This window comes from Denitromonas halophila (genome assembly GCF_007625155.1).
In the GTDB taxonomy this organism is placed as follows: Bacteria; Pseudomonadota; Gammaproteobacteria; order Burkholderiales; family Rhodocyclaceae; genus Nitrogeniibacter; species Nitrogeniibacter halophilus.
Map to the genome: position 1 here is coordinate 449343 of NZ_VMNK01000006.1, position 26456 is coordinate 475798.

At 65.5% G+C, this 26456-nt stretch carries 30 protein-coding genes; 8 read left to right on the forward strand and 22 right to left on the reverse strand.

The window, feature by feature from the left end; translation table 11 throughout:
- Window positions 1–45 precede the first annotated feature (45 nt).
- On the forward strand, window positions 46–450 hold the full coding sequence (gene arfB, locus FHP91_RS09240) for an alternative ribosome rescue aminoacyl-tRNA hydrolase ArfB (RefSeq protein ID WP_144309283.1): 405 nt from the start codon (window positions 46–48) through the stop codon (window positions 448–450).
- On the opposite strand, the gene fghA is transcribed toward arfB, so the two are convergent.
- A complete protein-coding gene (gene fghA / locus FHP91_RS09245; protein WP_144309284.1) occupies window positions 440–1300 on the reverse strand; it encodes an S-formylglutathione hydrolase in 861 nt (286 codons plus the stop codon). The two genes, arfB and fghA, sit on opposite strands and share 11 nt — an antisense overlap.
- 13 nt (window positions 1301–1313) lie before the next feature.
- Entirely contained in the window at window positions 1314–2429 is a 1116-nt protein-coding gene (locus tag FHP91_RS09250) for an S-(hydroxymethyl)glutathione dehydrogenase/class III alcohol dehydrogenase (RefSeq protein WP_144309285.1), read from the reverse strand.
- Between the two features lie 157 nt (window positions 2430–2586).
- Here FHP91_RS09250 and FHP91_RS09255 point away from each other — a divergent pair, with 157 nt between their 5' ends.
- Both FHP91_RS09255 and FHP91_RS09260 read left to right on the forward strand, forming a co-directional pair.
- A complete protein-coding gene (locus FHP91_RS09255) occupies window positions 2587–2862 on the forward strand; it encodes a hypothetical protein (protein WP_144309286.1) in 276 nt (91 codons plus the stop codon).
- Window positions 2863–2871: 9 nt separating this feature from the next.
- Window positions 2872–3327, forward strand: coding sequence for a hypothetical protein (locus FHP91_RS09260; protein WP_144309287.1), 456 nt, complete (start codon window positions 2872–2874; stop codon window positions 3325–3327).
- On the opposite strand, the gene FHP91_RS09265 is transcribed toward FHP91_RS09260, so the two are convergent.
- Window positions 3297–4004, reverse strand: coding sequence for a mobilization protein (locus tag FHP91_RS09265; RefSeq protein ID WP_144309288.1), 708 nt, complete (start codon window positions 4002–4004; stop codon window positions 3297–3299). The two genes, FHP91_RS09260 and FHP91_RS09265, sit on opposite strands and share 31 nt — an antisense overlap.
- A 206-nt stretch (window positions 4005–4210) precedes the next feature.
- Between FHP91_RS09265 and prpF the strand changes: the two genes are divergently transcribed.
- On the forward strand, window positions 4211–5353 hold the full coding sequence (gene prpF / locus FHP91_RS09270) for a 2-methylaconitate cis-trans isomerase PrpF (RefSeq protein WP_144309289.1): 1143 nt from the start codon (window positions 4211–4213) through the stop codon (window positions 5351–5353).
- Window positions 5354–5435: 82 nt separating this feature from the next.
- Complete coding sequence (locus FHP91_RS09275) at window positions 5436–6302, forward strand: dienelactone hydrolase family protein (RefSeq protein WP_144309290.1); 867 nt, start codon at window positions 5436–5438, stop codon at window positions 6300–6302.
- Window positions 6303–6304: 2 nt separating this feature from the next.
- Here the strand turns inward: FHP91_RS09275 and FHP91_RS09280 are convergent, their stop codons facing one another.
- The 4 genes from FHP91_RS09280 to rapZ form a co-directional block, all read right to left on the reverse strand.
- Complete coding sequence (locus FHP91_RS09280) at window positions 6305–8371, reverse strand: AsmA family protein (RefSeq protein ID WP_144309291.1); 2067 nt, start codon at window positions 8369–8371, stop codon at window positions 6305–6307.
- Window positions 8372–8448: 77 nt separating this feature from the next.
- Window positions 8449–8985: a Gx transporter family protein gene (locus FHP91_RS09285; protein WP_144309292.1), complete on the reverse strand. Its 537-nt coding sequence runs from the start codon at window positions 8983–8985 to the stop codon at window positions 8449–8451.
- Complete coding sequence (locus FHP91_RS09290) at window positions 8966–9355, reverse strand: NusG domain II-containing protein (protein WP_144309293.1); 390 nt, start codon at window positions 9353–9355, stop codon at window positions 8966–8968. Before FHP91_RS09290 ends, FHP91_RS09285 begins: the two co-directional genes overlap by 20 nt.
- Entirely contained in the window at window positions 9352–10221 is an 870-nt protein-coding gene (gene rapZ / locus FHP91_RS09295; RefSeq protein ID WP_144309294.1) for an RNase adapter RapZ, read from the reverse strand. The genes FHP91_RS09290 and rapZ overlap by 4 nt, the downstream gene beginning before the upstream one ends.
- A 300-nt stretch (window positions 10222–10521) precedes the next feature.
- Here rapZ and dctP point away from each other — a divergent pair, with 300 nt between their 5' ends.
- The 3 genes from dctP (at window position 10522) to FHP91_RS09310 (ending at window position 13978) form a co-directional block, all read left to right on the forward strand.
- Complete coding sequence (gene dctP / locus FHP91_RS09300) at window positions 10522–11670, forward strand: TRAP transporter substrate-binding protein DctP (RefSeq protein ID WP_222105155.1); 1149 nt, start codon at window positions 10522–10524, stop codon at window positions 11668–11670.
- Window positions 11671–11752: 82 nt separating this feature from the next.
- Complete coding sequence (locus FHP91_RS09305) at window positions 11753–12442, forward strand: TRAP transporter small permease subunit (protein ID WP_144309295.1); 690 nt, start codon at window positions 11753–11755, stop codon at window positions 12440–12442.
- A 3-nt stretch (window positions 12443–12445) separates the two neighbouring features.
- On the forward strand, window positions 12446–13978 hold the full coding sequence (locus tag FHP91_RS09310; protein ID WP_144309296.1) for a TRAP transporter large permease: 1533 nt from the start codon (window positions 12446–12448) through the stop codon (window positions 13976–13978).
- Window positions 13979–14116: 138 nt separating this feature from the next.
- Here the strand turns inward: FHP91_RS09310 and FHP91_RS09315 are convergent, their stop codons facing one another.
- From FHP91_RS09315 to FHP91_RS09385, 15 genes are all read right to left on the reverse strand, one after another.
- Entirely contained in the window at window positions 14117–14518 is a 402-nt protein-coding gene (locus tag FHP91_RS09315) for a restriction system modified-DNA reader domain-containing protein (protein ID WP_144309297.1), read from the reverse strand.
- A gap of 293 nt (window positions 14519–14811) precedes the next feature.
- The gene (locus FHP91_RS09320) at window positions 14812–15723 is read right to left on the reverse strand and encodes an MBL fold metallo-hydrolase (RefSeq protein WP_144309298.1); all 912 of its coding nucleotides are present in this window, start codon (window positions 15721–15723) and stop codon (window positions 14812–14814) included.
- The gene (locus FHP91_RS09325) at window positions 15720–15905 is read right to left on the reverse strand and encodes a DUF1289 domain-containing protein (protein WP_144309299.1); all 186 of its coding nucleotides are present in this window, start codon (window positions 15903–15905) and stop codon (window positions 15720–15722) included. Before FHP91_RS09325 ends, FHP91_RS09320 begins: the two co-directional genes overlap by 4 nt.
- A gap of 32 nt (window positions 15906–15937) precedes the next feature.
- Window positions 15938–16138 (reverse strand): DUF1289 domain-containing protein, encoded by a 201-nt coding sequence (locus FHP91_RS09330; protein WP_144309300.1) that lies wholly within the window; start codon window positions 16136–16138, stop codon window positions 15938–15940.
- Window positions 16135–17049, reverse strand: a complete 915-nt coding sequence (locus FHP91_RS09335; RefSeq protein ID WP_186301489.1) for a hydroxymethylglutaryl-CoA lyase — start codon at window positions 17047–17049, stop codon at window positions 16135–16137. The genes FHP91_RS09330 and FHP91_RS09335 overlap by 4 nt, the downstream gene beginning before the upstream one ends.
- 102 nt (window positions 17050–17151) lie before the next feature.
- Complete coding sequence (locus tag FHP91_RS09340) at window positions 17152–19152, reverse strand: acetyl/propionyl/methylcrotonyl-CoA carboxylase subunit alpha (RefSeq protein ID WP_144309302.1); 2001 nt, start codon at window positions 19150–19152, stop codon at window positions 17152–17154.
- Between the two features lie 21 nt (window positions 19153–19173).
- Window positions 19174–19812, reverse strand: a complete 639-nt coding sequence (locus tag FHP91_RS09345) for a VOC family protein (protein WP_144309303.1) — start codon at window positions 19810–19812, stop codon at window positions 19174–19176.
- Window positions 19809–20465, reverse strand: coding sequence for a DUF4126 domain-containing protein (locus FHP91_RS09350; RefSeq protein WP_144309304.1), 657 nt, complete (start codon window positions 20463–20465; stop codon window positions 19809–19811). Before FHP91_RS09350 ends, FHP91_RS09345 begins: the two co-directional genes overlap by 4 nt.
- Window positions 20466–20477: 12 nt before the next feature.
- Window positions 20478–21266 (reverse strand): enoyl-CoA hydratase/isomerase family protein, encoded by a 789-nt coding sequence (locus FHP91_RS09355; protein WP_144309305.1) that lies wholly within the window; start codon window positions 21264–21266, stop codon window positions 20478–20480.
- A gap of 10 nt (window positions 21267–21276) precedes the next feature.
- Window positions 21277–22884, reverse strand: a complete 1608-nt coding sequence (locus tag FHP91_RS09360) for a carboxyl transferase domain-containing protein (protein ID WP_144309306.1) — start codon at window positions 22882–22884, stop codon at window positions 21277–21279.
- A 29-nt stretch (window positions 22885–22913) separates the two neighbouring features.
- Window positions 22914–23504: an LOG family protein gene (locus FHP91_RS09365; RefSeq protein WP_144309307.1), complete on the reverse strand. Its 591-nt coding sequence runs from the start codon at window positions 23502–23504 to the stop codon at window positions 22914–22916.
- Window positions 23505–23517: 13 nt separating this feature from the next.
- Window positions 23518–24120, reverse strand: a complete 603-nt coding sequence (locus FHP91_RS09370; protein ID WP_144309308.1) for a 2-hydroxychromene-2-carboxylate isomerase — start codon at window positions 24118–24120, stop codon at window positions 23518–23520.
- A gap of 15 nt (window positions 24121–24135) precedes the next feature.
- A complete protein-coding gene (locus FHP91_RS09375) occupies window positions 24136–24762 on the reverse strand; it encodes a LysE family translocator (RefSeq protein ID WP_144309309.1) in 627 nt (208 codons plus the stop codon).
- 16 nt (window positions 24763–24778) lie between these two features.
- The gene (locus tag FHP91_RS09380) at window positions 24779–25216 is read right to left on the reverse strand and encodes a PaaI family thioesterase (protein ID WP_144309310.1); all 438 of its coding nucleotides are present in this window, start codon (window positions 25214–25216) and stop codon (window positions 24779–24781) included.
- A gap of 33 nt (window positions 25217–25249) precedes the next feature.
- Window positions 25250–26383, reverse strand: coding sequence for an acyl-CoA dehydrogenase (locus tag FHP91_RS09385; RefSeq protein WP_144309311.1), 1134 nt, complete (start codon window positions 26381–26383; stop codon window positions 25250–25252).
- Window positions 26384–26456: the final 73 nt, after the last annotated feature.

Sequence of the window (26456 nt, forward strand, 5' to 3'; positions counted from 1 at the left end):
CGAATCCTTTCTACAATAGCATCTCGCCCCCCACCCATTCCGCGCATGCACCCACCCATCCAGATTCCCGCCGACGAGATCGAGATCACCGCCATCCGCGCGCAAGGCGCGGGGGGGCAGAACGTCAACAAGGTCTCGAACGCGGTGCATCTGCGCTTCGACATCGGCGCCTCATCGCTGCCCGACGCGGTCAAGGCGCGTTTGCTGGCACGTGGCGATCAGCGCATCAGCAAGGACGGCGTGGTGATCATCAAGGCGCAGGCGTTTCGCAGCCTGGAAAAGAATCGTGCCGAGGCGATACGCCGGCTCGAAGAGCTGATCGCCAGCGCGGCGGTCGAGCCCAAGACCCGCCGCGCCACACGCCCGACCCGCAGTGCGGTCAGGAAGCGACTGGAAAGCAAGACCCGGCGCAGCGCCATCAAGGCCGGCCGGGGTCGGGTCAGCGAATAGCGACTGACACCGCCATCGCCTGCGCGTGATGACGCAGGTGCGACTCGATGAAACTGGCAATGAAATAGTAGCTGTGGTCGTAGCCCGGCTGCATGCGCAGCGTGAGCGGATGCCCCACCGCCTCGGCTGCCACCTGCAGCGCTTCGGGTTTGAGCTGCTCGGCCAGAAAGCCATCGGCCGCGCCCTGGTCGATGAGCATCGGTAAGCGCTCGGGCGCATCGGCAATCAGCGCGGTCGCGTCCCACGCACGCCACGCTGCCCGGTCGGGGCCCAGGTAGCGCGACAAGGCCTTCTCGCCCCACGGGCAGTCCATCGGATGGCAGATCGGTGAAAACGCCGACACCGACCGATACCGCCCAGGATTTTTCAGCGCACAGATCAAGGCACCGTGGCCGCCCATCGAATGCCCGCTAATACCACGTTGATCGGAGGCCGGGAAGTTGGCCTCGATCAGCGCCGGCAACTCGTCCACCACATAGTCGTACATGCGGTAGTGCTCGGCCCACGGCGCTTCGGTGGCGTTCACATAAAAGCCGGCGCCGAGGCCGAAGTCCCACGCGCCGTCGGGGTCGCCCGGCACATCCTCGCCACGCGGGCTGGTGTCGGGCGCCACGAGGATGACGCCGAGCTCGGCCGCGACCCGATGCGCCCCGGCCTTCTGCATGAAGTTTTCGTCCGTGCAGGTCAGGCCGGACAACCAATACACCACCGGCAGCGGCAAGCCCATTTCGGCCTGCGGTGGCAGATACACCGCAAACACCATGTCGCAGCCGAGACTGGCGGCGCGGTGGCGATAACGTTTGTGCCAGCCACCGAAACTGCGCTGGCTGGAAAGGCATTCGAGTGACATGCGCGCGCCTCGATCAGAAGTGAATCACGGTGCGGATGCTCTTGCCTTCATGCATCAGCTCGAAAGCGGTATTGATCTCCTCCAGCCCCATGGTGTGGGTAATGAAGGTATCGAGCGGGATCTCGCCCTGCTGCGCCTTGGCCACATAACCCGGCAGCTCGGTGCGCCCGCGCACGCCGCCAAAGGCCGAACCGCGCCACACCCGGCCGGTCACCAACTGGAAGGGCCGGGTGGAGATCTCCTGCCCTGCGCCGGCCACGCCAATGATGGTCGACTCGCCCCAGCCCTTGTGGCAACACTCGAGCGCGGCGCGCATCAGCTTGACGTTGCCGACGCATTCGAAGGAGTAGTCCACCCCGCCGTCGGTCATCTCGACGATGACGTCCTGAATCGGCTTATCAAAGTCCTTCGGGTTCACGCAGTCAGTCGCGCCCAGCGCGCGGGCGATTTCAAACTTGGCCGGATTGATGTCGACGGTGATGATGCGTCCGGCCTTCGCCATGGTGGCGCCGATGATCGCTGCCAGCCCGATGCCGCCGAGGCCGAAGATCGCCACCGTGGCGCCGGCCTCGACCTTGGCGGTGTTGAGCACCGCGCCGATACCGGTGGTCACACCACAGCCGAGCAGGCACACCTTCTCGAGCGGCGCCTCCTTGGGGATCTTGGCCAGCGAGATCTCCGGCACCACGGTGTATTCGGAGAAGGTCGAGGTGCCCATGTAGTGATAGATCGGCTTGCCCTGATAGGAAAAGCGCGTGGTGCCATCCGGCATCAGGCCCTTGCCCTGGGTGGCGCGCACCGCCTGGCACAGATTGGTCTTGCCCGACTTGCAGAACTTGCACTCGCGGCATTCGGCCGTGTAGAGCGGAATCACATGGTCGCCCACGGCCAGCGAGGTGACCCCCTCGCCCACCGACTCGACGATGCCACCGCCCTCATGGCCGAGGATGGCCGGGAAGATGCCTTCCGGATCATCGCCCGACAAGGTGAAGGCGTCGGTATGGCACACCCCGCTGGCAACGATGCGCACCCGCACCTCGCCGGCCTTGGGCGGCGCCACGTCCACTTCGACGATTTGCAGGGGTTCGCCGGCGGCAAAGGCCACCGCGGCACGCGACTTGAGGGTCATGACATTTCACTCCGGATTGACGATGAGTCGACAGTATAAAGAATCATTTCGCGCAGGCTGCTTGACCGCCATTCGACGGACCGCGCGCCACGGCCCCGTCATTGCGCGATAATGCCGCGCCGGCGTCCATGCCGGCATCGGGCCACAAGGAACACCCATGACAATGAAAGCCACCGACCTCGCGAAAAGCCGCGGGCTCAAGATCAACAACAAGCTCGGCGCCGCCGCCAACCCCGCCCGTTTCGGTGCGGCATCGCAAGTCGTTGACAAGCGTGAGCAACGCGAACAAGAGCGCGCCCTCGGCGTGGTGCCTTTCGCCTGCAAACTGCCGATCGCGCTGGTCAAGCAACTGCAGGAACGCGGTGCCGCGCATGAAGGCGGGCTGAATGGCCTGATGGCCGAGCTGGTGAGCCAGGCGCTCGCCGAGAAGTAAACCGCGGCCATGCCCGGCGTAACCCCTGCCTCGCCGAGACGCCCTGCCAGACTCGCCGGCTGGGCCATCGCCTGGCTGCCGATGGTGTTCATCGCCATCGCCAATGGCGCGGCACGCGAGGCATGGCTGCTCGCGCCACTGGGCGAAGCGCGCGCGCAGCAGATGTCGACGCTGAGCGCCATCGCCTTGTTTGGCGTCTATATCTGGTGGGTGATGCCGCGATTACGGCCGCACTCAGCCGGTCAGGCCGCCGCGCTCGGCGGCCTGTGGCTGGTGATGACGCTGGCCTTCGAGTTTCTGTTCGGCCACTTCGTGGCCGGGCAATCGTGGGCTACGCTGCTGGCCAACTACAACCTCGCCGCCGGCCACCTGTGGCCGCTGATTCCGCTGTGGGTGGCGATTGCGCCACCCCTCGTCCACCGGCTCAGGTCGCCTTACAGCGGCAACTCGTCAAAGCTCGCGTAGATCGCGCGCAGCCAGGTCTTGACCCGCTGACGCTCCAGCATGCCGAGCGCGTCGGGGCCGCCACGCGTATTGCTGGCCGCCCAGAAGCTGGCGCTCTGGCGGTCGATCTTGCGCATGCTCGCTTCGTGCAACTCCGGCAAGGTGATGACGCGCGCGCCGAGCGCTCGTGCGCCCTGCAGGGCTGACGAAGCATCGAGCTGCGTGAAGTCCGAGCCGCGACCGAGGTTCTTCACCACAAAGTAGTTCAGCTCGGCGCCATAGGTGTTGATCAGACGGTTGAGCAGGCTCACCGAGTCGGCGCCCGAGTCGGCCAGATGCCAGTAATTGACGGTGACGCCCATCTCGGACAGCAGCGGCAAGAGGTCCGAATCCTTGATCCAGCGCGCCAGCGGTGCGGCGGTTTGCGCCGCCAGGTCGACGATCACGCTCGGTGCCTCACCCTCATCCGGCGCCGGCTCGTCAAAGACGGTGGCGATCAGGTCCAGGCCTTCGTAGGTATCGACAATCACCGGCGACGCATAGTCGGCATAGAAGCGGGTGAAGGAAGTGTGCGAGCGATCGGTATCGAAACCGGTGAACGGCCGCCCCTTGTCGATGAAGTACTGCGCCAACACCCGTGCCGTCACGGACTTGCCAACACCGCCTTTTTCACCGCCGATGAGATTGAGAGAACTCATGAGTCTGTCCTGTGTTTCGATGATCCAGCCAAACGACTGATCATCCGGGAATGAGTTAACAACATAACAAAACCGTACGCCAACCGAGCCGCCAGACTAAGCCCGGACAATGACAGACGCAAGCAAGGCCGCTATAAAGAACACTCGGCACCGGCCTGCTTCAGCCACACAGACCCCCTCCTCCTCCGACAGACAAGCGCATAGACATGCCCCAGACCCGAATTCCCGCCGCGTGGATGCGTGGCGGCACCAGCAAAGGTGTGTTCTTCCTCGCCAGCGACCTGCCCGCCAACACCACCGAACGCGACGCCCTGCTCGTTCGCCTGCTCGGCAGCCCCGACCCCTACGGCAAGCAGATCGACGGCCTCGGCGGCGCCACCTCCAGCACCAGCAAGGTGGTGATCGTCTCGCCCGCCAGCGAGCCGGACAGCGATGTGGCCTACCGCTTCGGACAGGTGCTGATCGACGAAGACGTCATCGACTGGTCGGGCAACTGCGGCAACCTCACCGCCGCCGTCGGCCCCTTTGCGCTGTGGCGCAAGCTGGTGTCCGCTCCGGCCAATGGCGAAGCCAACATCCGCCTGTGGCAAGCGAACGTGGGCAAGCGGATTCACGCCCGTGTCCCGGTGCTCGACAGCTTGCCGCTCGAGAGCGGCAAGTTCGTGCTCGATGGCGTGGCCTTCCCGTCAGCGCCGATCACCCTCACCTTTCTCGACCCCGGCAGCGCCGAAGGCGGCGGCATTCTGCCCACCGGCAACCCGGTCGACACGCTCACACTGGATGACGGCACCCCGGTCGACGCCTCGCTGGTCAGCGCCGGCAACCCGATGGTGTTTGTCTCGGCCCATGCACTCGGCGCCGACTGCACCGCCTCGCAGGCCGAGCTCAACGCCGATGCCGCACTGCTCGCACGCTGCGAACAACTGCGTATCGCCGGCGCGCTGGCCATGGGCCTGGCCGACTCGGCCGAGGCCGCAGCGCGCCGCCAGCACACGCCCAAGCTTGCCCTCGTCGCCCCGCCGGCCCAGTGCCAGTCCGTCGACGGCAAACGCTTTGCCGCCAGCGATCTCGACCTGCTCACCCGTGTGCTGTCGATGGGCAGCTTCCATCACGCCATCCCTGGCACCGCGGCCATCGCCATGGCGGCCGCGGCCGGCGTGCCCGGCTCGCTGGTGTCGCGCCAACTCCTGAACGATCCGGCCGGCCCGCTGCGCATCGGCCACCCCTCGGGCCGCAGCGAAGTCGGCGCCACCACCCACACCCGGCAGGGCCAATGGATGCTGGAGGCCGCCGTACTGCGGCGCAGCGCCCGGATGCTGATGGACGGCTGGGCCTGCCTGCCCGGTTGAACGCGACCACCCGGCCACGGTCACATGCGATGACGTTCCGGCGGACAACAGTCCGCCGGCTTCTGCCCCCTGGAGACTTGCGATGCAAACGGATCCCGATTTCGACAGCCTGCTCCCCGCCAACCGCCTCGATCGCCGCGGCTTTCTGCTCACTGCCACCGCTGCCGGCTTTGCTCTGGCCACCCACCCCGTGAGTGCTCAAACCATGATCCATACTGATGACGCCGGCCTGCGCACCGGCACCGACATGCTCGACACCGGCACCGGTGCCCTGCCGCTCTACTACGCCGCACCCGCCCAGGGCGGCCCGCACCCGGTGGTGCTGGTCGTACAGGAAATCTTTGGCGTGCACGAGCACATCCGCGATGTCTGCCGCCGCCTCGCCCGGCTCGGCTATCTGGCCATTGCCCCCGAGCTCTATTTCCGCCAGGGCGATCCGGGCAAATACGACAACATCCCCACATTGCTCAAGGAGATCGTATCGAAGGTGCCCGACGAGCAAGTCATGTCAGACCTCGACATGACCGTCGCCTGGGCGGCCGGCCACGGCGGCAACACCGCCCGGCTCGGCATCACCGGCTTCTGCTGGGGCGGACGTATCGTGTGGCTGTATGCCGCGCATAACGCCAAGCTCAAGGCCGGCATCGCCTGGTATGGGCGGATTCGCGGTGAAGCCTCCGCGCTCAGCCCGCGCCACCCGATCGATATCGTCGGCGAACTGAAGGCGCCGGTGCTCGGCCTGTATGGTGCGCAAGACCAGGGCATTCCGGCCGCCGACGCCGAGGCCATGGGCGCGGCGCTCAAAGCCGCGGGCAAGAAAGGTGAGGTGGTGGTCTATCCAGACGCCGGCCACGCCTTCCATGCCGACTACCGGCCCAGCTATCGCGAAGGCCCGGCGCAGGATGGCTGGCAGCGGCTTCAGGCCTGGCTCAAGACCAACGGGGTGTAATGTCAGCGGGCGGCGCTCGCCGCCTCGGTGCGCCACACCGGGGCGGCGACACTGCCGCCCAGGCTGAGCGGCTGGCTCTGCGTCTTCAATTTTCGGTACAGCTTGCGGCTCATGCCTTTGGGCGCCTCGGCCAAAGCAGCCTTCAGTGACAGATCGAGCGCGCCGTCGCCCAGCCCGATCTGCCCCTGACCACTCAGTTGCAGCCACGCACCGCGAATCGACAGCGTCTCGACCTGCGCGACGCCCGCGGCCACCTGCACTTCGGCGCTGGCCGCGCGAATTGGCAGATTGTCTGCCACCGCGTCGCCCGGCAGGGCTGCCGCCAGCACGCTATCCTGCGCACGCAGCGCGTCAATCAGCGCAGTGCCGCGCCAGGCGCCGCCGTTGAGCTGAAAGCGCATCGGCCCCCGTGCCGTCGCCACCGGGTCGGCCGCGCGGGCATCGAAATCCAGGCGCACATCGGCATCCAGGCCACCGCCGAGCATCGGCGTCGCCTCGGCCGCCATCGGCCATTGCTCAATCGCCACGCCGGTCGCCTTGACGCTGAGCGTGCCCGCACCCGCCGCATCGCGCGCGAGCTGCCCGGACACCCGGCCATTGAACACCGCCCCGTCGAAAGGCCCCAACCGCAAGTCGGACCCATCGCTCGCCAGCGGCAACACCAGCGACTCGAAACGCCAGCCGTCGGCGTCCAGCCGATCCGCCCGGAGTCGCCCCGCAAACGGCGGCAATGTGGGCGCAAACCACAGCGCCCTCAGCTCCGCGCGGTAGGCCGCCAGCGACAACAGCGGCGTATGCAGATCAAACTGCAGGGCTGGCGTGCGCTCGGGGCGAACGCTCACCGCGCCGGCCAGCCGGTGCGTGCCATCACTGAATGCCAGCTCCGACGCGAGCACACCGGCCAGCGGCTGCCAGGCGAGTTGCCCGGTGATCTGCAGCTTGCGGGCCGGCGCCGCGTCGGCGCGCGGCCAGCCAACTTGGGCATCCAGGCCGTTGAGCATGAGTTCGGCAGATTCGCTGCGCCAGGCCGGCACCGCCTGCACGCTCACGCCATGGCTGCGGCCGTCGCGGCGCAGGTTGCCCTCCAGCGACAGACTATCGGCCGTCCAGCCCTCGCCCCCCGTGCGCAAATTGCTCACCCGTCCGGCCAGGGCGCCGCCGCGCTCGCCGTCGCGCTTGAAACTCGCCGTGGCCAGCGCCAGATGCAGTCCGTCCTGCCACTGCCACTCGGCCACATCGGCGGCAATCTCGCTGGTGCCGCTGCGCCCCTTTCCGGTCATGCGCAGTACCACGTCCCGCCCTTGCCAGCGACCTTGCGCGTCGGCCGTCACGCCCCCCAGGCTGAGCCCCAGGCCCGCTTGCTGATAGCCCAGCGCCTCACCGGAAAAATCCACGCCGGCAATATTCAGACTGACCACGCCGTCGCCATTGATGTCGAAACCGGCGGTCATCCGGAAGCGTCCGGTGGCAGGCAAGGCGCCGACCGCCCTGGCATCGCCCTCGACCCCAAGGCCGCCGCGCACGCCCTTGCCCACCGGGCCAAGGAAGGCGGTCACATCCGACAACTGCAGCGTCACGCCATTGATCGGGTCGACCACCTCAAGCGCGCCGCCGGTGACCGTCACCCGGCGCACGTTGAAGGCCACCTTGCGGTCCTTGATCGAGGTCGCATCGCGCAGGCCATCCAGCGATTCGAGTGTCTTGAGGACATCCCGCGTGAGGTGAATCTTCAAGCCCTCGAAGCGCATCTCCTGAACGTCAACCTGACGCGACAGCAAGGGCAGCAGGCCCACGTGGACACGCACGCGTGCCATGTACGCGGCAAGGTGCTCGGGCGCACCACGCGCCGACACGCTGACCTGCGCCGCATCGAGCGCCAGACGGGGCCAGAATGACAGCGTGAGCGGCCCGTCGATACGCAGCGCCCGATCATGGCGCTCGGCCACGGCCTGAACCAGCTCGGCTTTCACGCGCTCGCTGTCGAAGGTTTCGGTGAGATACCAGATCGCGCCAACGGCCAGCAAGAGCAGGCACAACAGAAAAATGGCGAGATTTTTGAACAGGCGCATGACCGATCCGGGTGCGATAGCGTAGATACGCCGTCATCTTAGCGCCAATACGGGCGCAGCGTTTGGCCGATCCGGGCTCAGTCCGACGGGGTCGCGCGTGGCGGCGAGTGGCGCAGCAAGTAGTCGGCCACCAGGCCGTTCACGGTGCCAAACACCACGGCCGCCAGCGCGAACACCGGCACCAGGTAGAAAATGCCGTCATGCGGCACCAGCCACAGCCGAGCGATCAGAATCTGCCCCGAAAAATGGCCAAAAGCGGCGAGCACACTGTGACTGACCGGGCCGAACCAGCGCTTGGGCAAGTGCTGCGCCAAGGCCAGCACCCCCAGGCTGATCAACGCCCCGCTGAGACTCAGAAAGAAACCCGGCGCCAGAAACTGACCCAGCACCAGCGACGCGGCAAACACCCGCAGCAACGCCACCCACGCCGCCTCGCGCCAGCCCCAGCGCGCCAGCACCACCAAGGTGATGATATTGCCCAGCCCCGGCTTGACGCCTGGCAGCGGCAGCGGGATCGCCGCCTCGGCCACCGACAGCGCGATGGCCGCCGCCGCATAGCGGGCGATGCGCACATCGGCATTGGTGACCGGCAGTTCAGTAGTTGAGCGTGTCATAGGCGCTGCTGTCGCCGAGCAGGCGCAGGCTGACTTCGTTGGGCGCGCAGATGGCGACCGCGCCGGCGCGGCTCAGCCAGCCTTGCAACACACAATACTGGCGAGGTCCGGGGTCGCTGAGCACGCGCGCCCGGCCCGGCTCGACTTGCACCCGGGTCTGACCGAGCGGGCCGTCGACATCGACCGATGCCGGGCGATCGAGGCTCAAGCGAGCGACCACCTTGCCACCGGCACGCACCTCGGCCCAGCGCGCCACACCGCCTTGCCAGAACGTCAGTGCAAAAAACACGCAAGCGGCCAAACCGCCGCCGATCACCAGAATATCGCCCGGACGAAAGCCGGCCCGCCATTCATGCCAGGCCAGCTTCATGAAGAGGTCTGACCGTCCCGCGAACGTCGCGCCGAGGCGCGATGCCGAACCATGACGCGCACGCTCTCGCCAAAAGCCTTGGCCAGCCATTCGGCGAAATACACCGATCGATGTTGCCCGCCGGTGCAGCCGATGGCCACCGTGAGATAGCTGCGATTGTCGCGAATGTAGGCCGGCAGCCAGTTGGCCACAAAGGCGCGGATGTCTTCGGCCATGCGGCCGACTTCGGGAATGCGCTCGAGGAAGTCGATCACCGGCTGGTCCTTGCCGGTGAGCGGACGCAGCTTGGGGTCGTAGTGCGGATTGGGCAGGCAGCGCACATCGAACACCAGATCGGCATCGACCGGAATGCCGTATTTGAAGCCGAAGGACTGGAACAACAAGGTGAGACCGGCCGTGGCCTCGAGCTGCATGTAGTCCTTGATCCAGGCGCGCAAGGTGTTGGCCTGGGTGTCGCTGGTGTCCATGCGGTAGCCCAGGCGCGCGATCGGGTCGAGCGCCTCGCGCTCGCGGGCGATCGCCTCGGCCAGGGTGACGTTCTCTTCGGCCAGCGGGTGGCGCCGGCGGGTTTCGGAGAAGCGGGCAATCAAGGTGTCGTCGCGGGCATCGAGAAAGATGAAGCGCACATCGGCAATCATGCCGCGCAGCCGCTCGACCTCGCCAGGCAAGGCGGCAATCGACATGCCCGAACGCACATCCACCGCCACCGCGACGCGCTTGTAGCCGGCGCCGTGCAGGTTGGTCACCAGTTGCGGCAAGAGCGTCGCAGGCAGGTTGTCGACCACATAGTAGCCGCCATCTTCGAGCACATTGAGGGCAACGCTCTTGCCCGATCCAGACAAGCCGCTGATGAGGACGATCTGCATGTTGAGGCCCGTAACGGAATGCGTCGAGTGTATAGCGAACGGCCGTTTGATGACACCCACCGCCCACCCAGTGCTGCGCTGCAACGCAGCACTGGCGCGGCATATTAGAGAAATCGCATCAGCAAAAAACGCATTCTCGTTCTATTCTTAAGAAGTTGATGCTGCGAATACCGCGACGTAAACAACAACCCACGCGAGGTGTTCGATCAACCCCCCCGGCCATGGCGCGCGTCGTCAAGGCCACCGGATGGGTGCAGGCAGGGCTCGTCCGGTCTCGTGACAGACCTGGAGGAGACCTTTGTGAAAAAACAAGACCAGTCCCTGGCATCACGGCAATCCGCATCCACCACCGACCATCCACCGGCACGACGCCACTTCCTGAAATCCGCCGCCGCGGGCGGCGCGCTGATCGCCGGCGCGCCTTTCATCAGCAATGCGCAGGCGGCCAAGGGCAAGACCTGGAAAGTGCAATCCACCTGGGACGCCGGCACCACCGGCTACGCCCTGTTTGAAGAATGGTGCAACGGCTTCCAGGAGGCCACCGGCGGCGAACTGAGCATCAAGCCCTTTGGCGCCAAGGCGGTGGCAGCCGACAACAACGCGCTGTTCGAATCAGTGCAGACCGGCGTGCTCGACGGCATGAACCCCTTCACCCTGTACTGGGCGGGCAAGATGCCAGCCAGCGTGTTCCTGTCGTCCTACCCGGTCGGGCCAGACCAGCCGGCGCAGTGGGACACCATGTTCTACGGCCTCGGCCTGCTCGAGAAGGTGCGCGAGATCTACGCCAAGTTCGGGCTGGTGTATGTCGGCCCCATCCAGCACGACGCCAACATCATCCACTCCAAGAAACCGGTACAGAGCGTGGCCGACTTCCAGGGCCTCAAGCTACGCGTGCCCGGCGGCATGGTGTCGGAAGTGTTCCAGGCCTTTGGCGCGAGCACGGTGAGCCTGCCGGGCTCGGACATTTTCCCGGCGCTGGAAAAGGGCACCATCGACGCGGCCGACTATGTGGGGCCGGCGGTCAACTGGGATCTGGGCTTTGCGCAGGTGACCAAGTACATCCTGTTTGGCCCGCCGGGGCTGATGTCGGTCTACCAGCCGGTCGACCTGATGGACTTCACCGTCAACATGCGCGCCTGGAAGAGCCTGTCGCCGCTGATGCAGCAGATGGTCGAAGACCGGGTGAAGACCTATTCGGTGAAGCACTTCGTGTCGATCCAGAAGCGCAACGTCGAGGCACTCGAGAAGTTCGAGAAGGCCGGCAGCGAGATCAACCGCATGAGCCAGGCCGACCTCGAAGCCTTCCGGCGAGCCGCCATCCCGATCTGGTTCAAGTGGGCCAAGAAAGACCAGGCCGCGGCCGAAGTGTTCAAGATGCAGCTCGACTACATGATGAATCCGATCATGGGCTACGTCTCGGCGGCCGACATCAAGGGCCAGAGCCTCTAACCGCCACCCAGCCAGAACCCCCGCACCGCCCGGCCCGACCGCGCGGTGCGGTTTGCATGCGCAGCGCCAAGGAGATGAGCCCATGAACACAGAACCCGACTTTGGCTTCGTGCTGCCCCATATGGTGTATTGGGGCTGGCTGGCGATCATGCCGCTGATTTTCATCTTCTGGGCGCGCTGGCAGGAACACGGCCAGCCACCACCGGCCACGCCGGACGAAGAACTCGCCGCCGATCTGCTGGCCACCGAGGACCCCGCGCTACACGTGGAAAACGGCTTCACCCGCGTGCTCGACAAACTCAGTACCTGGTCGGGCATCTTCGTCGCCTTCTGGACGGTCAATGCCGTAGTCGCCTACTTCTACGAAGTGATCATGCGCTACATCTTCAACCAGCCGACCATCTGGGTGCATGAGTCATGCTTCTTGCTGTTCGGCATGCAATACCTGCTCGCCGGCGCCTACACCCTGCTCACCGGCGGCCATGTGCGGGTCGATGTGCTTTACATCAAGCTTCCACCACGCGGCCGGGTGGGCATGGACATCTTTACCTCGGTGTTCTTCTTCATCTTCGCCATCGCCCTGCTCGGCACCTCCTGGGGCTTCTTCATGTCGTCCTACGGCATGGGCGAAACCACGGTCGAGACCTGGGGCATCCAGTACTGGCCGGTCAAGGGCATGATGGTGCTGGGCGCGATCCTGCTGCTGCTGGCGGGCATCTCCAAACTGGCGAAAGACATTGTGCTGTTCCAGCGCATGGGTCGGGAGGGCTGAGCCATGACGACGCCACGCGCTAAACGCAGCCCCTCGCTCAGCGGCCGCCTCGGCACCGCCGCACTGATTCTATCGACCGGCACCGCGCTGTTCATTTTCGGTGTCGAGCTGATCAACATCCTGTTCTACGACCCCTACGAAGACGCCCACTTCCTGTTCACCACCGCCGGCCTGCTTGAAAATGTGGAGATCAAGGAGCTCACCTACATCATGTTCGGTTCCCTGCTGGTGCTGCTCATGCTGGGGCTGCCGCTGGCCTTCGTGACCGGCGGGCTGGGGGTGGTGTTCATCTACCTCATCGGCGGTCAGGTGATGATCAACATCATCCCCTCGCGCATCTTCCCGATGATGACCAACTCCGACCTGGCGGCCATTCCGCTGTTTATCTTCATGGCCTCCATGCTCGAACGCGCCGGGCTGATCGAGGAGATGTTCGACGTCATCTACCAATGGATGGGCGGCCTGCGTGGCGGTCTGGCAGCCGCGACCATCATCGCCTCTACCATCCTCGCCGCCATGGTCGGCGTCATCGGCGCGGCGGTGGTCACCATGGGCATCATCGCTCTGCCGGCCATGCTCAAGCGCAATTACGACCCCGAAATCGCCATCGGCTCGATCATGGCCGGCGGCACGCTGGGCATCCTGATCCCGCCGTCCATCCTCGCCATCCTGTACGCCGTGGTGGCGCAGCAGTCGGTGGGTGAGCTGTATCTGGGCTCGCTGCTGCCGGGCTTGATGCTCTCCGGCCTGTATGTGGCCTACGTACTGCTGCGCACCTGGCTGCGGCCCGAACTCGGCCCCGCCGTGCCGCGCGAAGAGCGCCTCAACCTCGGCCAGAAACTGCGCCTGCTGCTCAAGCTGGTCGCGCCGCTCATTCTGGTGGTGCTGGTGCTCGGCCTGCTGTTTGCCGGCATCGCCACACCGGTGGAGGCCGCGGGCATCGGCTCGTTTGGCGCCATCATCGTCGCCATCATGCACAAGCGCTTCAACCTCATCGCGCTGCGCGAGGCCTCGGTCAGCACCGTCAAAGCCTCGGCCATGGTGCTGTGGATCATCTTCGGCGCCTCGATCTTCGTCGGCTTCTACATCCTGCAAGGCGGCCAGGCCTTCATCAACGACGCCATCCTCGGCACCGGTCTGTCGCCCTACGGCATCCTGTTCCTGATGATGGTGCTGTTGGTGATTCTCGGCATGTTCCTCGACTGGGTCGGCATCCTGCTGCTCGCCGTGCCCATCTTCGTGCCCATCATCAAGTCACTCACCTTCGACGGCCTGCTCGGCCTGCCCCCCGTGCCCGGCGACAAGGTCGCGCTGTGGTTCGGCGTCATCTACCTGGTCAACATGCAGATGAGCTTCCTCAGCCCACCCTTCGGCTACGCCCTGTTCTACATGCGCGGCGTCACCCCCGACTCCATCAGTATGGCCACCATCTTCCGCTCGGCGCTGGTGTTTCTGGGGTTGCAGGTGCTGGGGCTGCTGCTGTGTATTTTGCTGCCGGGGATTGTGACGTTTTTGCCGGGGCTGGTTTATGGGTAAACCGAGAGCCGTAGCCCGGATGCAGGCCGAAGGTCGGAATCTGGAGTGGGTGCTTGATCGACCCTCTCTGCATGTTGCGCGTGCGGCGACTGCCCCCGGATTCCGCTGCGCTGCATCCGGGGGCTACGATACTGAGGATCAAGTTCTCCGACGCAAGTGCTCGATAGGCTGCCAAGAACTCTTACCAGGGACGCGGCACTCCCAAAACCGCCAACCGTTTACCGCACTGCCCGTGATAGCCACTGCTGCTGCAGATGGTGAGTCATAACTCTGACCGTTGACCTTAAGGGCGCCATTTTCAACAAGGCCAATGTGGGCTTGACCTTTGTAGGCAGCTCGAAACTCGGTGCCAGCGGGAAACCGAACCCCTTTAGCTACCCAATCAGACGGAGACTCCCCAACCGTCTCTTTCGCTGAGCCTGCCGTGGTTCGACCGAGGCCAAGGAGTTCTCGAACTACATCGTTGTATGAAACGTCTTCGGTAGTCCTGCGGACGGTAAGTTGTTTAAAAACATCAAAATCGACTTCGATCGTATGCATGACTAGCTCCTCAAGAGTTGCGCGCAACGGATGTTTCGCGCCTCAAGATCACTATAGTACTTAAAGCACTTTAAGCAAAGCGTTTATTAAGAACCACTTTCGGGCTATAGAACCCGCTGTTCCGAGTAGCCCCGGAACTAGGAGGCATAGACGACACTCCAGCTACCGCAAATTGGCATACGACGAATGTAGGGGTGGGTGTTTGATCGACCCTGGCTGCATGTTGCGCGCACAGCGACTGCCCCCGGATTCCGCTGCGCTGCATCCGGGCTACGCCCTCCCGACGGTGAGCGTCAGGCGGCGACGAGCCAGTCGCCTTCGCGCTTTGCGACGCCGGCTTTGACGAGGCTGTCGACGAGCCAGTCGGCGAGGCGTTCGGGGGTTTCGTTGAGGAAGCGTTCGTTGGCGATGCGGAACAGCGGGGTGCTGTCGAGCCAGCCGGGCAGGTCGGCGAGGGCGATGCGGCGCATGTCGAGCAGGGAGAAGGTGACGCAGCCGCGGATGGCGTTCCGGGCCATGCGGCTGCCGTCTTCTTCGAAGGCGCGCAGGCGGGCGTAGGCGGCGGCGAGGGCTTCGTCGACTTCAACAAAGGGCGCACCGTGACCGGGGATGACATGGCGCACCGGCAGGCGCGCGATGACGTCGAGCGTGCGACGGGCTTCGCCGATGCCGTCACCGGTGCCGAGCACGTCGGCAAACAGAATGCCGAAGCCCTCGCGCCACAACGCGTCGCCGGAGATGAGCACGCCGTGCTCGCGGTTGAAGAACATCAGCGCGTCCATGTCGTGGCCGGGCGCGGCGAGCGCCTGCCAGTGCATGCCGCCCATGTCGCGTTCAAAGCCGGGGTGGATTTTGGCGTCGGCCGTGAAGCGCTCGCCGGTCTGCTTGGCGACGGAGAGCAGCAAGGCGTTTTCGTCCCATTGCTGCACGGCGTCGTGCATGCCGGCGGGCACGGTGATGCGACAGCCAAAGGCGCGCTGCACCGCGGCGTTGCCGCCGATGTGGTCGGAGTGCGAATGGGTGTTGACGATGTCGGTGAGCGGGCAGCCGTCGAGCGCGCTGCGCACCAGGGCGACAGTCTGATCGGCATGGCTGACATAGCCGGTGTCGACCAGCACGGCGCTATCGCCCTCGAAGAGCAGGATGTTGTTGGACGACAGCCAGCCCCGTTCGAGGACATGGATGGGCGCGGGCAGGCGGCTCATGTCGCATCCGGCAGGTCGTCATCCGGCGTGATCGCGACATGGTCGGCCACCGGGGTTTGCTCGTCGGCGTCGGTCGGGTCGTCGGTGTGGTCGTTGCCGAAGATTTCATCAGCCGAGCGGCCACAGCCGATGCAGGTTTCGGAGTCGGGGTCGATCTCGCAGATGCCGATGCATTCAGACATAACGCGTTCCTGGTCAGCGCAAAACGCGCATTTTACCGGTCACCACCGACCGGATGGGCATCGCCGAACACCGCGGCCTCACGCTCGGCAACCCGCGCCAGGATTGCGCGCTTCTCGTCATCGCCGATGCGACTCCAGGCGGTGATCTCGTCGATGGTGCGGGCACAGCCCTCGCACAGACCCGAGTTCGGGTCCATTTTACAGACGTCGATGCAGGGCGATTCAACGCTCATACGCAAGCGCCTCGCTTAGCCAGCACCGCGCGCGCCACTTTCGAGCCCGGCTCGCGGCCCAGTTGGGCGCTGATCCAGGCGGCAGTGTCGACCAGCGTATTCAGGTCAATGCCCGTCTCCAGGCCGAGGCCGTTGAGCAGGTAGACCACGTCTTCGGTCGCCACGTTGCCCGAGGCGCCGGCGGCATAAGGGCAGCCACCCAACCCGCCGACCGAGGCGTCGAACACCGCCACGCCCATCTCCAGCGAGGCGTAGATGTTGGCCAGCGCCTGGCCGTAGGTGTCGTGATAGTGCCCGGCGAGCTTGTCGAGCGGCACACGCGCGGCGACCGCCTCAAGCATGCGTTTCGTCTTGCCGGGCGTGCCGGTGCCAATGGTGTCGCCGAGGCTGATTTCGTAGCAGCCCATGTCGAGCAGCGTGCCCGCCACGTTGGCCACCGCCGCCGGGGCGATCTCGCCTTCATACGGACAACCGACCACGCAGGACACATAGCCACGCACCTTGACGCCGGCCGCCTGGGCCGCCGCCATCACCGGCTCGAAGCGTTGCAGCGACTCGGCGATGGAGCAGTTGATGTTCTTCTGGCTGAAGGACTCGGAGGCCGCACCAAACACCGCCACCTCGGTCGCACCGGCGGCCAGCGCGGCTTCGAAACCCTTGAGGTTGGGCGTCAGCACCGGGTAGCCGACGCCCGGCAGGCGATTGATGCGCGCCATCACCTCGCTGTTGTCGGCCATCTGCGGCACCCATTTGGGCGACACGAAGGACGCGGCCTCGATGCTCTTGAGGCCGGCCGCGCCGAGGCGGGCGATGAGCTCGACCTTGACCTCGGTCGAAATGATCTGCTTCTCGTTCTGCAGCCCGTCGCGCGGGCCGACATCGACGATACGAACCTGGGTTGGCAGGGTCATCGGTTTTTCCTTTGTCATCTCATCCAATCGACACGGCTGGATGTGGGGCCGGTTTCAAGCCGCCGCGCCGGTTGCAACCAGCGCGGCCGGATGAATCCGCCCCTAGGCCTTCACCTCGAACTCGACCAGTTCGTCGCCGTCTCCCACCTGGTCACCCACCGCAAAGCGAAAGGCCTTGACCGTGCCGGCGGCGGGCGCGTTGATGGTGTGCTCCATTTTCATGGCTTCGAGAATCAGCAGCGGCGCGCCCTTCTCGACGGCCGCCCCTTCGCTGGCGATAAGCGAGATGACCTTGCCCGGCATCGGTGCCAGCAGGCCACCTTCAGCCCCGCCGCCCTCGCCCGAGAAATGCAGCGGATCGACATTGGACAGCTGCCAGGCGCGCCCGTGCAGGAACACATGGCGCTTCTCGTTGGCAGCGACCACGGTGGCGTCCATGCGCATGCCGTCCAGTTCGACGCGCAACAGCCCGCGATCATTCAGCTCACCACGCGCTTCGACCGACTGGCCATTGACCGTCAGCGTGTAGCCGTCGGCGCGATAGGCCACGTTCACCGTCTGCTGTTCTTCGCCGAGGCGGAAGATCAGGTCGCGCTTGGCGGTGGCGTTCAGGCGCCAGCCGTCGCGGGCATGCCAGGGCGAGAGCGGGTCTTCGTCGCGGCGGGCTTTGGCCGCGCCGCGATTGGCTTCGCGCAGCAACTCGGCGAGTGCCGCCACCTGCCACACTTCGACCGGCGTAGCCTTGGCTTCGGGGAAGAGATAGGCTTTTTCGCGCTCGATCAGGCCGGTGTCGAGATCGGCATTGGCGAAGGCCGGGCAGGCAGTGAGCCGCGACAAAAAGCTGATGTTGTTCGACACGCCGGCCACCCGATACTCGGCCAGCGCCTGCAGCATGCGCGCCAGGGCGCGGTCACGGTTCTGGTCCCAGACGATGAGCTTGGCGATCATCGGGTCGTAGTGCGGGCTGATCTCGTCGCCCTCTTCGACGCCGGTATCCACGCGCACATGCAGGTTCTCGGCCGGCGGCGAGAGGTGCAGCAATTTGCCGGTCGAAGGCAAAAAGCCCTTGTCCGGGTCTTCGGCGTAGATCCGCGCTTCGAGGGCGTGGCCGCGAATCTGCAACTGCTCCTGCGCCAGCGGCAGCGGCTCGCCCGAGGCGACGCGCAATTGCCACTCGACCAGATCGAGGCCGGTGATCATCTCGGTGACCGGGTGTTCCACCTGCAGGCGGGTGTTCATCTCCATGAAGTAGAAGGTGCCGTCCTGATTGGCGATGAACTCGACCGTGCCGGCGCCGACATAGCCGACCGCCTTGGCCGCATCGACCGCCGCCTTGCCCATGGCCGCACGACGCTCGGGCGTCATGCCCGGCGCGGGGGCTTCTTCGAGCACTTTCTGGTGGCGGCGCTGCACCGAGCAGTCGCGTTCGAACAGATACACGCAGTTGCCCTGGGTGTCGCCAAACACCTGGATTTCAATGTGGCGCGGACGGGTCAGGTACTTCTCAATCAGCACATGGTCGTCGCCAAAACTGGAGATGGCCTCGCGCTTGCACGAGCCGAGCAGGTCGAGGAAGTCCTCGGCCTTCTCAACCAGACGCATGCCCTTGCCGCCACCGCCGGCAGCGGCCTTGATCAGCACCGGGTAGCCGATACCGTCAGCCTCGCGCTTGAGCAGGTCGGGGTCCTGGTCGTCGCCGTGGTAGCCCGGGGTCAGCGGCACGCCGGCCGCGCCCATGATTTTCTTGGCTTCAGATTTGGAGCCCATGGCATGAATCGCCGCCACCGGCGGGCCGATGAAGACGATGCCGGCCTCATCGCAGGCATGGCAGAAGTCTTCGTTTTCGGACAGAAAACCATAGCCCGGATGGATGGCCTGCGCGCCCGTCTGCTTGGCCGCGCCAATGATCTTGTCGATCACCAGATAGCTTTCCTTGACGGCGGCCGGCCCGATCAGCACGGCCTCGTCGGCCAGGCGCACATGGCGCGCGTTGGCGTCGGCTTCGGAATACACAGCCACGGTCTTGATGCCCATGCGCCGCGCGGTCTTGATGACGCGGCAGGCAATTTCGCCCCGGTTGGCGATCAGAATCTTGTCAAACATGTCTCTTCTCCACGATTTCGTTCATTGTTCTTGTCCGCCGAGCACCACAGTGCCGGTCGGTGTTTCTATTTCCGCACTCAGCCACGGAGCCTCGCCCGGGCGGAGGTCTTGCCATTCGATAGTGTCTTCAAGGCCGAGCCGCGCCATCAGCGCACGCAGCGCGTCCTGCTCGGCATGCGCGCCACGCAAGCGTGTCAGGCGGCAGCCCACATCGACCAACTGCGCCGCCGGGTGGGTGTTGCCCGACCACTGAATAAGCGCCGGCAGCACGCCACCAAAACCCGGCTGTCCATCGGCCGGCACCGTAATGCGCCAGTCCAGCGCACCGCGCGCCATGGCCAGCACCTCACCCATCGCCACACCGCCCAGCGCCGCATCGCGCACGATGTCGTCGCTGCGTGCCGCCCAGGTGGCGAGCCGGGGTGTGGCAGGCGGCGCATCCAGCCCGAACCAGCGCGGTCGCCCCGGTGCCGGCGCGGCCGGATCAACTGCAATCACTTCGAGATACACGCCCTCGCCCAAAGACAGCAAAGCGTTGTGCGTGCCCATGCGCGCATGCTCGCCACCGGCCTGCAAGCTGACGCCCAACTGCGACTCAAGCCACGCCACACCGGCCGCACGAGTTGGCGCGGTGATCACCAGATGATCAATACGCTTCATGCCGCCACCTGGCCCGAACGCGGCCGCAGCAGCCGGCGCACGAAGCGCCACAGGCTCACGATCAGCCAGATCGCCAACACCATGAACACCACCAGCGCCACCAGAAAGGCCAGCGGGTAGTTGAACAAGGTCCACACGCCCCCGGCGAACAACGCGTCTTCGCCAAAAGAGGTCACCACATTGCTCACCGGTTCGGGTGAGGTGTTGATGGCTGCCCGTGCGCCGGCCTTGGCAAAGTGGGTGCCCGCCGCCAGCGAGCCGCCAAGCAAGGCGGCGAGGATCTGCGCGTTGCCCGACTGGTCGCCCATCACCGCCGCGGCCAGCGCCGCGCCGGCCGGAATGCGGATGAAGGTATGAACCGCGTCCCACACCGAATCGAGCCAGGGCAGCTTGTCGGCAAAGAACTCGGCCAGCAGCATCAGGCCCGACAGACCCATCACCAGCGGATGACTCAGTACGTCCAGCTCACCCGGTAACTGCACGCCGCCAAACCGCCCCGCCGCCCCGAGCACGAACACCAGCGCGTACAGGCGTAGCCCGCTCGCCCAGCCCAGCCCGGCCGCCAGGGCGGCGAGCGAGGCCATGTCGACCGGCAGATCGCGCCAGTCGAGCATGGGTTGCACGCTATTGAGCAGGGTGCTCAGTTCGTCCATGACGGCGCCGGATCAGGCCTGTGGCACCCAGGCTGCGGCGCGCTTGTCGAGGAAGGCGCTCAGGCCTTCCTTGGCTTCGGGCGTGCTGCGCAGCTGGGCAATGCGTTGCGAGGTATCTTCGACCACCGCGTCGCTCACCGGCTTGTTGGCCACAGCGCGGATCAAGTCCTTGGCTGCCGCCTGCGACTTCGGCCCGCCCTGCATCAGCGCGGCGACGATCTCGGCCACTTTGTCGTCCAGCGCCTCGGGTGCCACCACCTCGTGCGCCAGCCCCAGATCACCGGCCCGCGCGGCGCTGATGCGCTCGGCGGTCTGGAAATAGCGGTAGCTCTGACGCTCGCCGATGGCGCGGATCACATAGGGGCTGATCGCCGAGGGGATGATGCCGAACTTGACCTCGGAGGTGGCGAAGATGGCCTTCTCGCTGGCCACACAGATGTCGCAGGCCGAGGCCAGGCCCATGCCGCCGCCCAGCGCCGCACCCTGCACCCGGGCGATGGTCGGGGTGGCCATTTCGGACAGGGTCCGCAGCATGCCGGCGAGCTTGCGCGCATCGGCCACGTTGGCCTCAAAGCTCGCCTCACCGGCGGCTTTCATCCAGTTCAGATCGGCACCGGCGGAGAAGCTCTTGCCGCGCCCGGCCAGCACCACCACACGCACCGTCTCATCCGCGTCGAGCTGTTGGCAGGCGGCGGTGATGTCGGCGATGAGCTGCGCATTGAAGGCGTTGTGCACATCGGGGCGGTTCATCCAGACGGTGGCGATGCCGCCGTCGCGTTCGATTTCGAGGGTTTCAAACATGGCCGTCTCCTTACATCCGGAACAGACCGAACTTGGTCGGCTGGATCGGGGCGTTGAGCGAGGCGGACAGCGACAGGCCGAGCATGCGGCGGGTCTGGGCCGGGTCGACCACGCCGTCGTCCCACATTCGGGCGGTGGCGTAATAGGGGTGGCCTTGCAGCTCGTATTGATCGCGGATCGGGGCCTTGAAGGCTTCTTCGTCGGCCGCGCTCCACTGGCCGCCCTTGGCTTCGATGCCGTCACGGCGCACGGTCGACAACACGCCGGCCGCCTGCTCGCCGCCCATCACCGAGATGCGGCTGTTCGGCCACATCCACAGGAAGCGCGGGCTGTAGGCACGGCCGCACATGCCGTAGTTGCCGGCGCCGAAGCTGCCGCCGATGAGCACGGTGATCTTGGGCACTTGCGCGGTGGCCACGGCGGTGACCATCTTGGCGCCGTCCTTGGCGATGCCGCCGTTTTCATACTTGCGACCGACCATGAAGCCAGTGATGTTCTGCAAGAAGAGCAGCGGGATGCCGCGCTGGGCGCACAGCTCGATGAAGTGCGCGCCCTTCTGTGCCGACTCGCCGAACAGGATGCCGTTGTTGGCAACGATGCCAACCGGATAGCCGTAAAGCTGGGCAAAGCCGCACACCAAAGTGCTGCCGTAGCGCGCCTTGAATTCATCAAAGCGCGAGCCATCCACCACGCGGGCGATGATCTCGCGCACGTCGTAGGGCTTGCGGGTATCGGACGGCACGATGCCGTAGATTTCGGACGGATCGTAGATCGGCTCTTCGCCACCGCCCAAGGCCAGGCTGACCGGCTTGATGCGATTCAGGTTGCCGACAATACGCCGCGCGATGTTGAGCGCATGGCTGTCGTTCTCGGCCAGGTGGTCGGCCACGCCGGAGATGCGGGTGTGCACATCGCCACCGCCCAGGTCTTCGGCCGTCACCACTTCACCGGTGGCGGCCTTCACCAGCGGCGGGCCGCCGAGGAAGATGGTGCCCTGGTTCTTGACGATGATGGTCTCGTCACTCATCGCGGGCACATAGGCGCCGCCGGCGGTGCACGAACCCATCACCACGGCGATCTGCGGGATGCCCTTGGCCGACATGTTGGCCTGGTTGAAGAAGATGCGGCCGAAGTGGTCGCGATCGGGGAAGACTTCATCCTGCTTGGGCAGGAAGGCGCCACCGGAGTCGACCAGATAGACGCAGGGCAGGTTGTTCTGCTCGGCGATCTCCTGCGCGCGCAGGTGCTTCTTGACCGTCATCGGATAGTAGGTGCCGCCCTTCACGGTGGCATCGTTGGCGACGATCATGCATTCGGTGCCGCGCACCCGGCCGATGCCGGTGATCACGCCCGCCGAGGGGGCGTCGTTGTCGTACATGCCGAAGGCCGCCATCTGGCCGACTTCAAGAAAGGGCGTACCCGGATCGAGCAGGTGGTTGACCCGGTCGCGCGGCAGCAGCTTGCCGCGGGCGAGGTGTTTTTCACGCGCGCCTTCGCCGCCGCCGAGGGCGACCTGGGCCGCCTTGTCGCGCAGGTCGCCCACCACCTTTTCCATGGCCTGGGCGTTGGCGCGAAACTCGTCCGATCGCGTGTTGATCTTGCTCTTGATTGTGCTCATGTCTCCGCTTTCCTTATTTTGTCAGCTGCTCAGAGCTGCTTTTCGTTCTTGATCTGTCGTGTGATTTCCGGCGCCTGGTACTCGGCCATCTGGCGCAGTAGTCCGTCGATGTTGTCGTCGCGCAGCAGCAGCGCTGCGTTTTCCGGTTTCATGAAGCCTTCGTCCACGCCGTTGTCGACCATCTGCACCAGCGGCGTGTAGTAGTTCGCCACGTTGAGCAGGCCGATGGGCTTGCCATGGAAGCCGAGCTGCGACCAGGTGAGGACTTCGAACAATTCCTCGAAAGTGCCGAGGCCGCCCGGCAAGGCGATGAAACCGTCGGACAACTCGGCCATGCGCGCCTTGCGGGTGTGCATGGAGTCGACCACTTCAAGCCGGGTCAGCGCCTGGTGGCCGACCTCCCATTTGAGCAGCGCCTCGGGGATCACGCCGATGGCCGAACCGCCGGCGCTCATGCAGGCGTCGGCCACCACGCCCATCAGACCGATGTTGCCGCCGCCATACACCAGCTCGATGCCGCGCTCGGCCAGCGTGCGACCCAGGGCCTGCGCTGCCGCCGTGTATTCGGGACGCTTGCCGGGGCGCGCGCCGCAAAAGACGCAAAGTCGCTTGAAAGTCATGAATCCGTTCCGTTCAGAAGCCATCGGCGTCGAGCCAGCGCTCGATCTGCGGCAGTCGGTCGATACCCCAGAAGGCTTCGCCGTCAATGAGGACAAAGGGCGAGCCAAACACGCCCCTGGCAATCGCATCCGTGCAGGCGGTCTTGAGCCGCGTCTTGACCGGGTCGCTCTGCAGCGCCTCGGCCAATGCCGGGCCATCGACGCCCAGCGAAGCGGCGATGTCGACCACCACCTCGGGCGTTCCGATATTTCGCCCGCTCTGGAAGTAGGCGCGGTACACCGCGTGAGCAAAGCGACGCGCCAGTGCACAATCCTGATCGTGCAGCCAGTAGTAGGCGCGCGCCGCGGCCTGCGTGGGAATGGGAAAGGGGTCGGGCTTGGCGTAGTCCACGCCATGGAAACGCGCCGAGCGCGCAATGTCGCGCACCGCGTAGTCGCCCTTGAGCGGCAGCTCGGTCAGCGGTTTGCCTTCGGAGACGGTGTACACCACGCCCAGCAAAATCGGATGCCAGCGCACCTTGCGGCCAAAACCGGCGGCGATGCCGTCGATCTTCTCGCTCATGAAATAGCCGTAGGGCGAGGAGAAGTCGAAGTAGAAATCAATCGGTTCTGCCATGTCGCGTCTCCTTGTTTACAGATGCTTCATGCTGGCCACTTTCAGCCCGGAGGCGATGAAGGCCGCGCCCGCGCCGATGTTCAGCCACTTGATGACACTCGGCCGCGCTTGCAGAAAATCGCGCAGTCGCGCGGCGCCAACACCCATCAGTGACATCAGCACCACGGTGATCAGCGCGTAGGTCGCGCCGAGCAGAAAAATCTGCATACCCAGATTGCCCAGCGCCGGCCGGGCGTACTGTGGCAAAAAAGCCAGCATGAACACCGCCACCTTGGGGTTGAGCAGGTTAACCGTCAGGCTGCTCACGAACACCCGCTTGAGGGGCAGCGGCGCTGCGCCCTTGAGCGGAATCAGCCCGTGGCGGCGAATTGCCTGGATGCCGACCCACACCAGATACACCGCCCCCACCGCACGCAGCGCCAGGAACAGGGTTTCGGAGGCCGCCACCACGGCCGACAGCCCGGCGGCGACCAGCACCGAGGTAATCAGAATGCCGAGCGCGCAGCCCGTGGCCGCCGCCACCCCCGCCATCCGTCCCTGCCCGAGGGCACGCCCGAGCAGCATGATGCTGTCGGGGCCCGGCGCCAGCGTGAACAAGGCGGCGACCGGGATGAACAGGAGGAAGAGCTGGAGGTCGAGCATGGTGGCCGCTCCCGCCTCAGGCCGCTTTCGGCCAGAGAATCATTTGTGTGCAGCGGAACAGCGCCAGCGTGCGGCCGGTGCTGCCGATGACTTCGGCGTCCCACACCTGCGTGTTGCGGCCGGTGTGTGCGGCCGTGGCCACGCAGGTGATCTCGCCCTCGGTTTGCGTGCCGAGGAAGTTGCTCTTCAGCTCGATGGTGGTGAAGCTGTCGGCACCGACCGGCAGGTGCGCGATGGTGGCAAAGCCGGCCGCGGTGTCGGCCAGCGCAATCACCGAGGCGGCATGCAGGAAACCGTTGGGTGCCAGCATCTCGGGCCGGATGGTGATCTTCGCGTCGAGGCGACCCGCGTCGAGCGCGGTCACGGTCACGCCAAACCAGCCCGGCAGTGTGCCGGGCATGCGCGCCTGGAGCCGCTCGATGGAGGCGTCGGGATGCAGTCTGTGGCTGCTCATGATTGGGTCTCTGTCGGGGTTGGGGGCGTGCGTTCAATCGGCCAGGGCGCGGCCGATGACCAGACGCTGGATGTCGCTCGCACCTTCGTAGATCTGGCACACGCGCACATCGCGGTAGATGCGCTCGACCGGGAAGTCGGTCACATAGCCATAGCCGCCGTGGATCTGGATGGCGTCGGAGCACACTTTCTCGGCCATCTCCGAGGCGAACAGCTTGGCCATCGAGGCTTCTTTCAGACACGGCCGGCCGGCGTCCTTCAGGCTGGCGGCATGCCACACCAGTTGGCGCGCGGCTTCGAGCTGGGTGGCCATGTCGGCGAGGCGGAAGTTGACCGCCTGATGCTCGAAGATCGGCTTGCCGAAGGTCTCGCGCTCATGGGCGTATTTGACCGCCGCTTCGAGCGCGGCACGGGCCATGCCGAGGCACTGCGAGGCGATGCCAATACGGCCGGCTTCGAGGTTGGACAACGCAATCTTGTAGCCCTGCCCTTCTTCGCCGAGCAGCGCGTCGGCCGGCACGCGGCAGTTCTCGAACAGGATCTGCGCGGTGTCGGAGGCCTTCTGGCCCATCTTCTCTTCGATACGCCCGACGACATAACCCGGCGCGGTGGTCGGCACCAGGAAGCAGGAGATGCCTTTCTTGCCGGCGGCCTTGTCGGTGACGGCAAAGACGATCGCCACGTCGGCTTCGCGGCCGGTGGTGATGAACTGTTTGACGCCGTTGATCACCCACTCATCGCCATCTTTGACCGCGGTGGTCTTGATCGCGCCGGCGTCGGAGCCCACATGCGGCTCGGTCAGGCAAAAGCAGCCGAGCATCTCGCCCTTGGCCAGCGGCTTGAGCCACTGTTCTTTTTGGGCGTCGTTGCCATAGCGATTGGGGATACCGCAGGCCAGCGAATTCTGCACGCTGACGATGGTCGAGGTGGCGCCGTCGCCGGCGGCGATTTCTTCAATGGCGAGCACCAGGCTCATGTAATCCATGCCGGCGCCGCCCCACTGCTCGGGCACCACCATGCCCAGCGCGCCGAGTTCGGCCAGTTCCTTGAGCGCTTCGCGCGGGAAGGTGTGGTCGCGGTCCCAGGCTTCGGCGAAGGGGGCCAGACGCTCGCGCGAAAAATCGCGCATGGCGTCGCGAATCATTTCCTGTTCTTGGGTCAGGATCATGGTGCTGCTCTCCTCATACTCTTTTTTATGGCGGGCGATTCGTCGCCCGTCCGTGTCTCAGTCACGTAGCCCG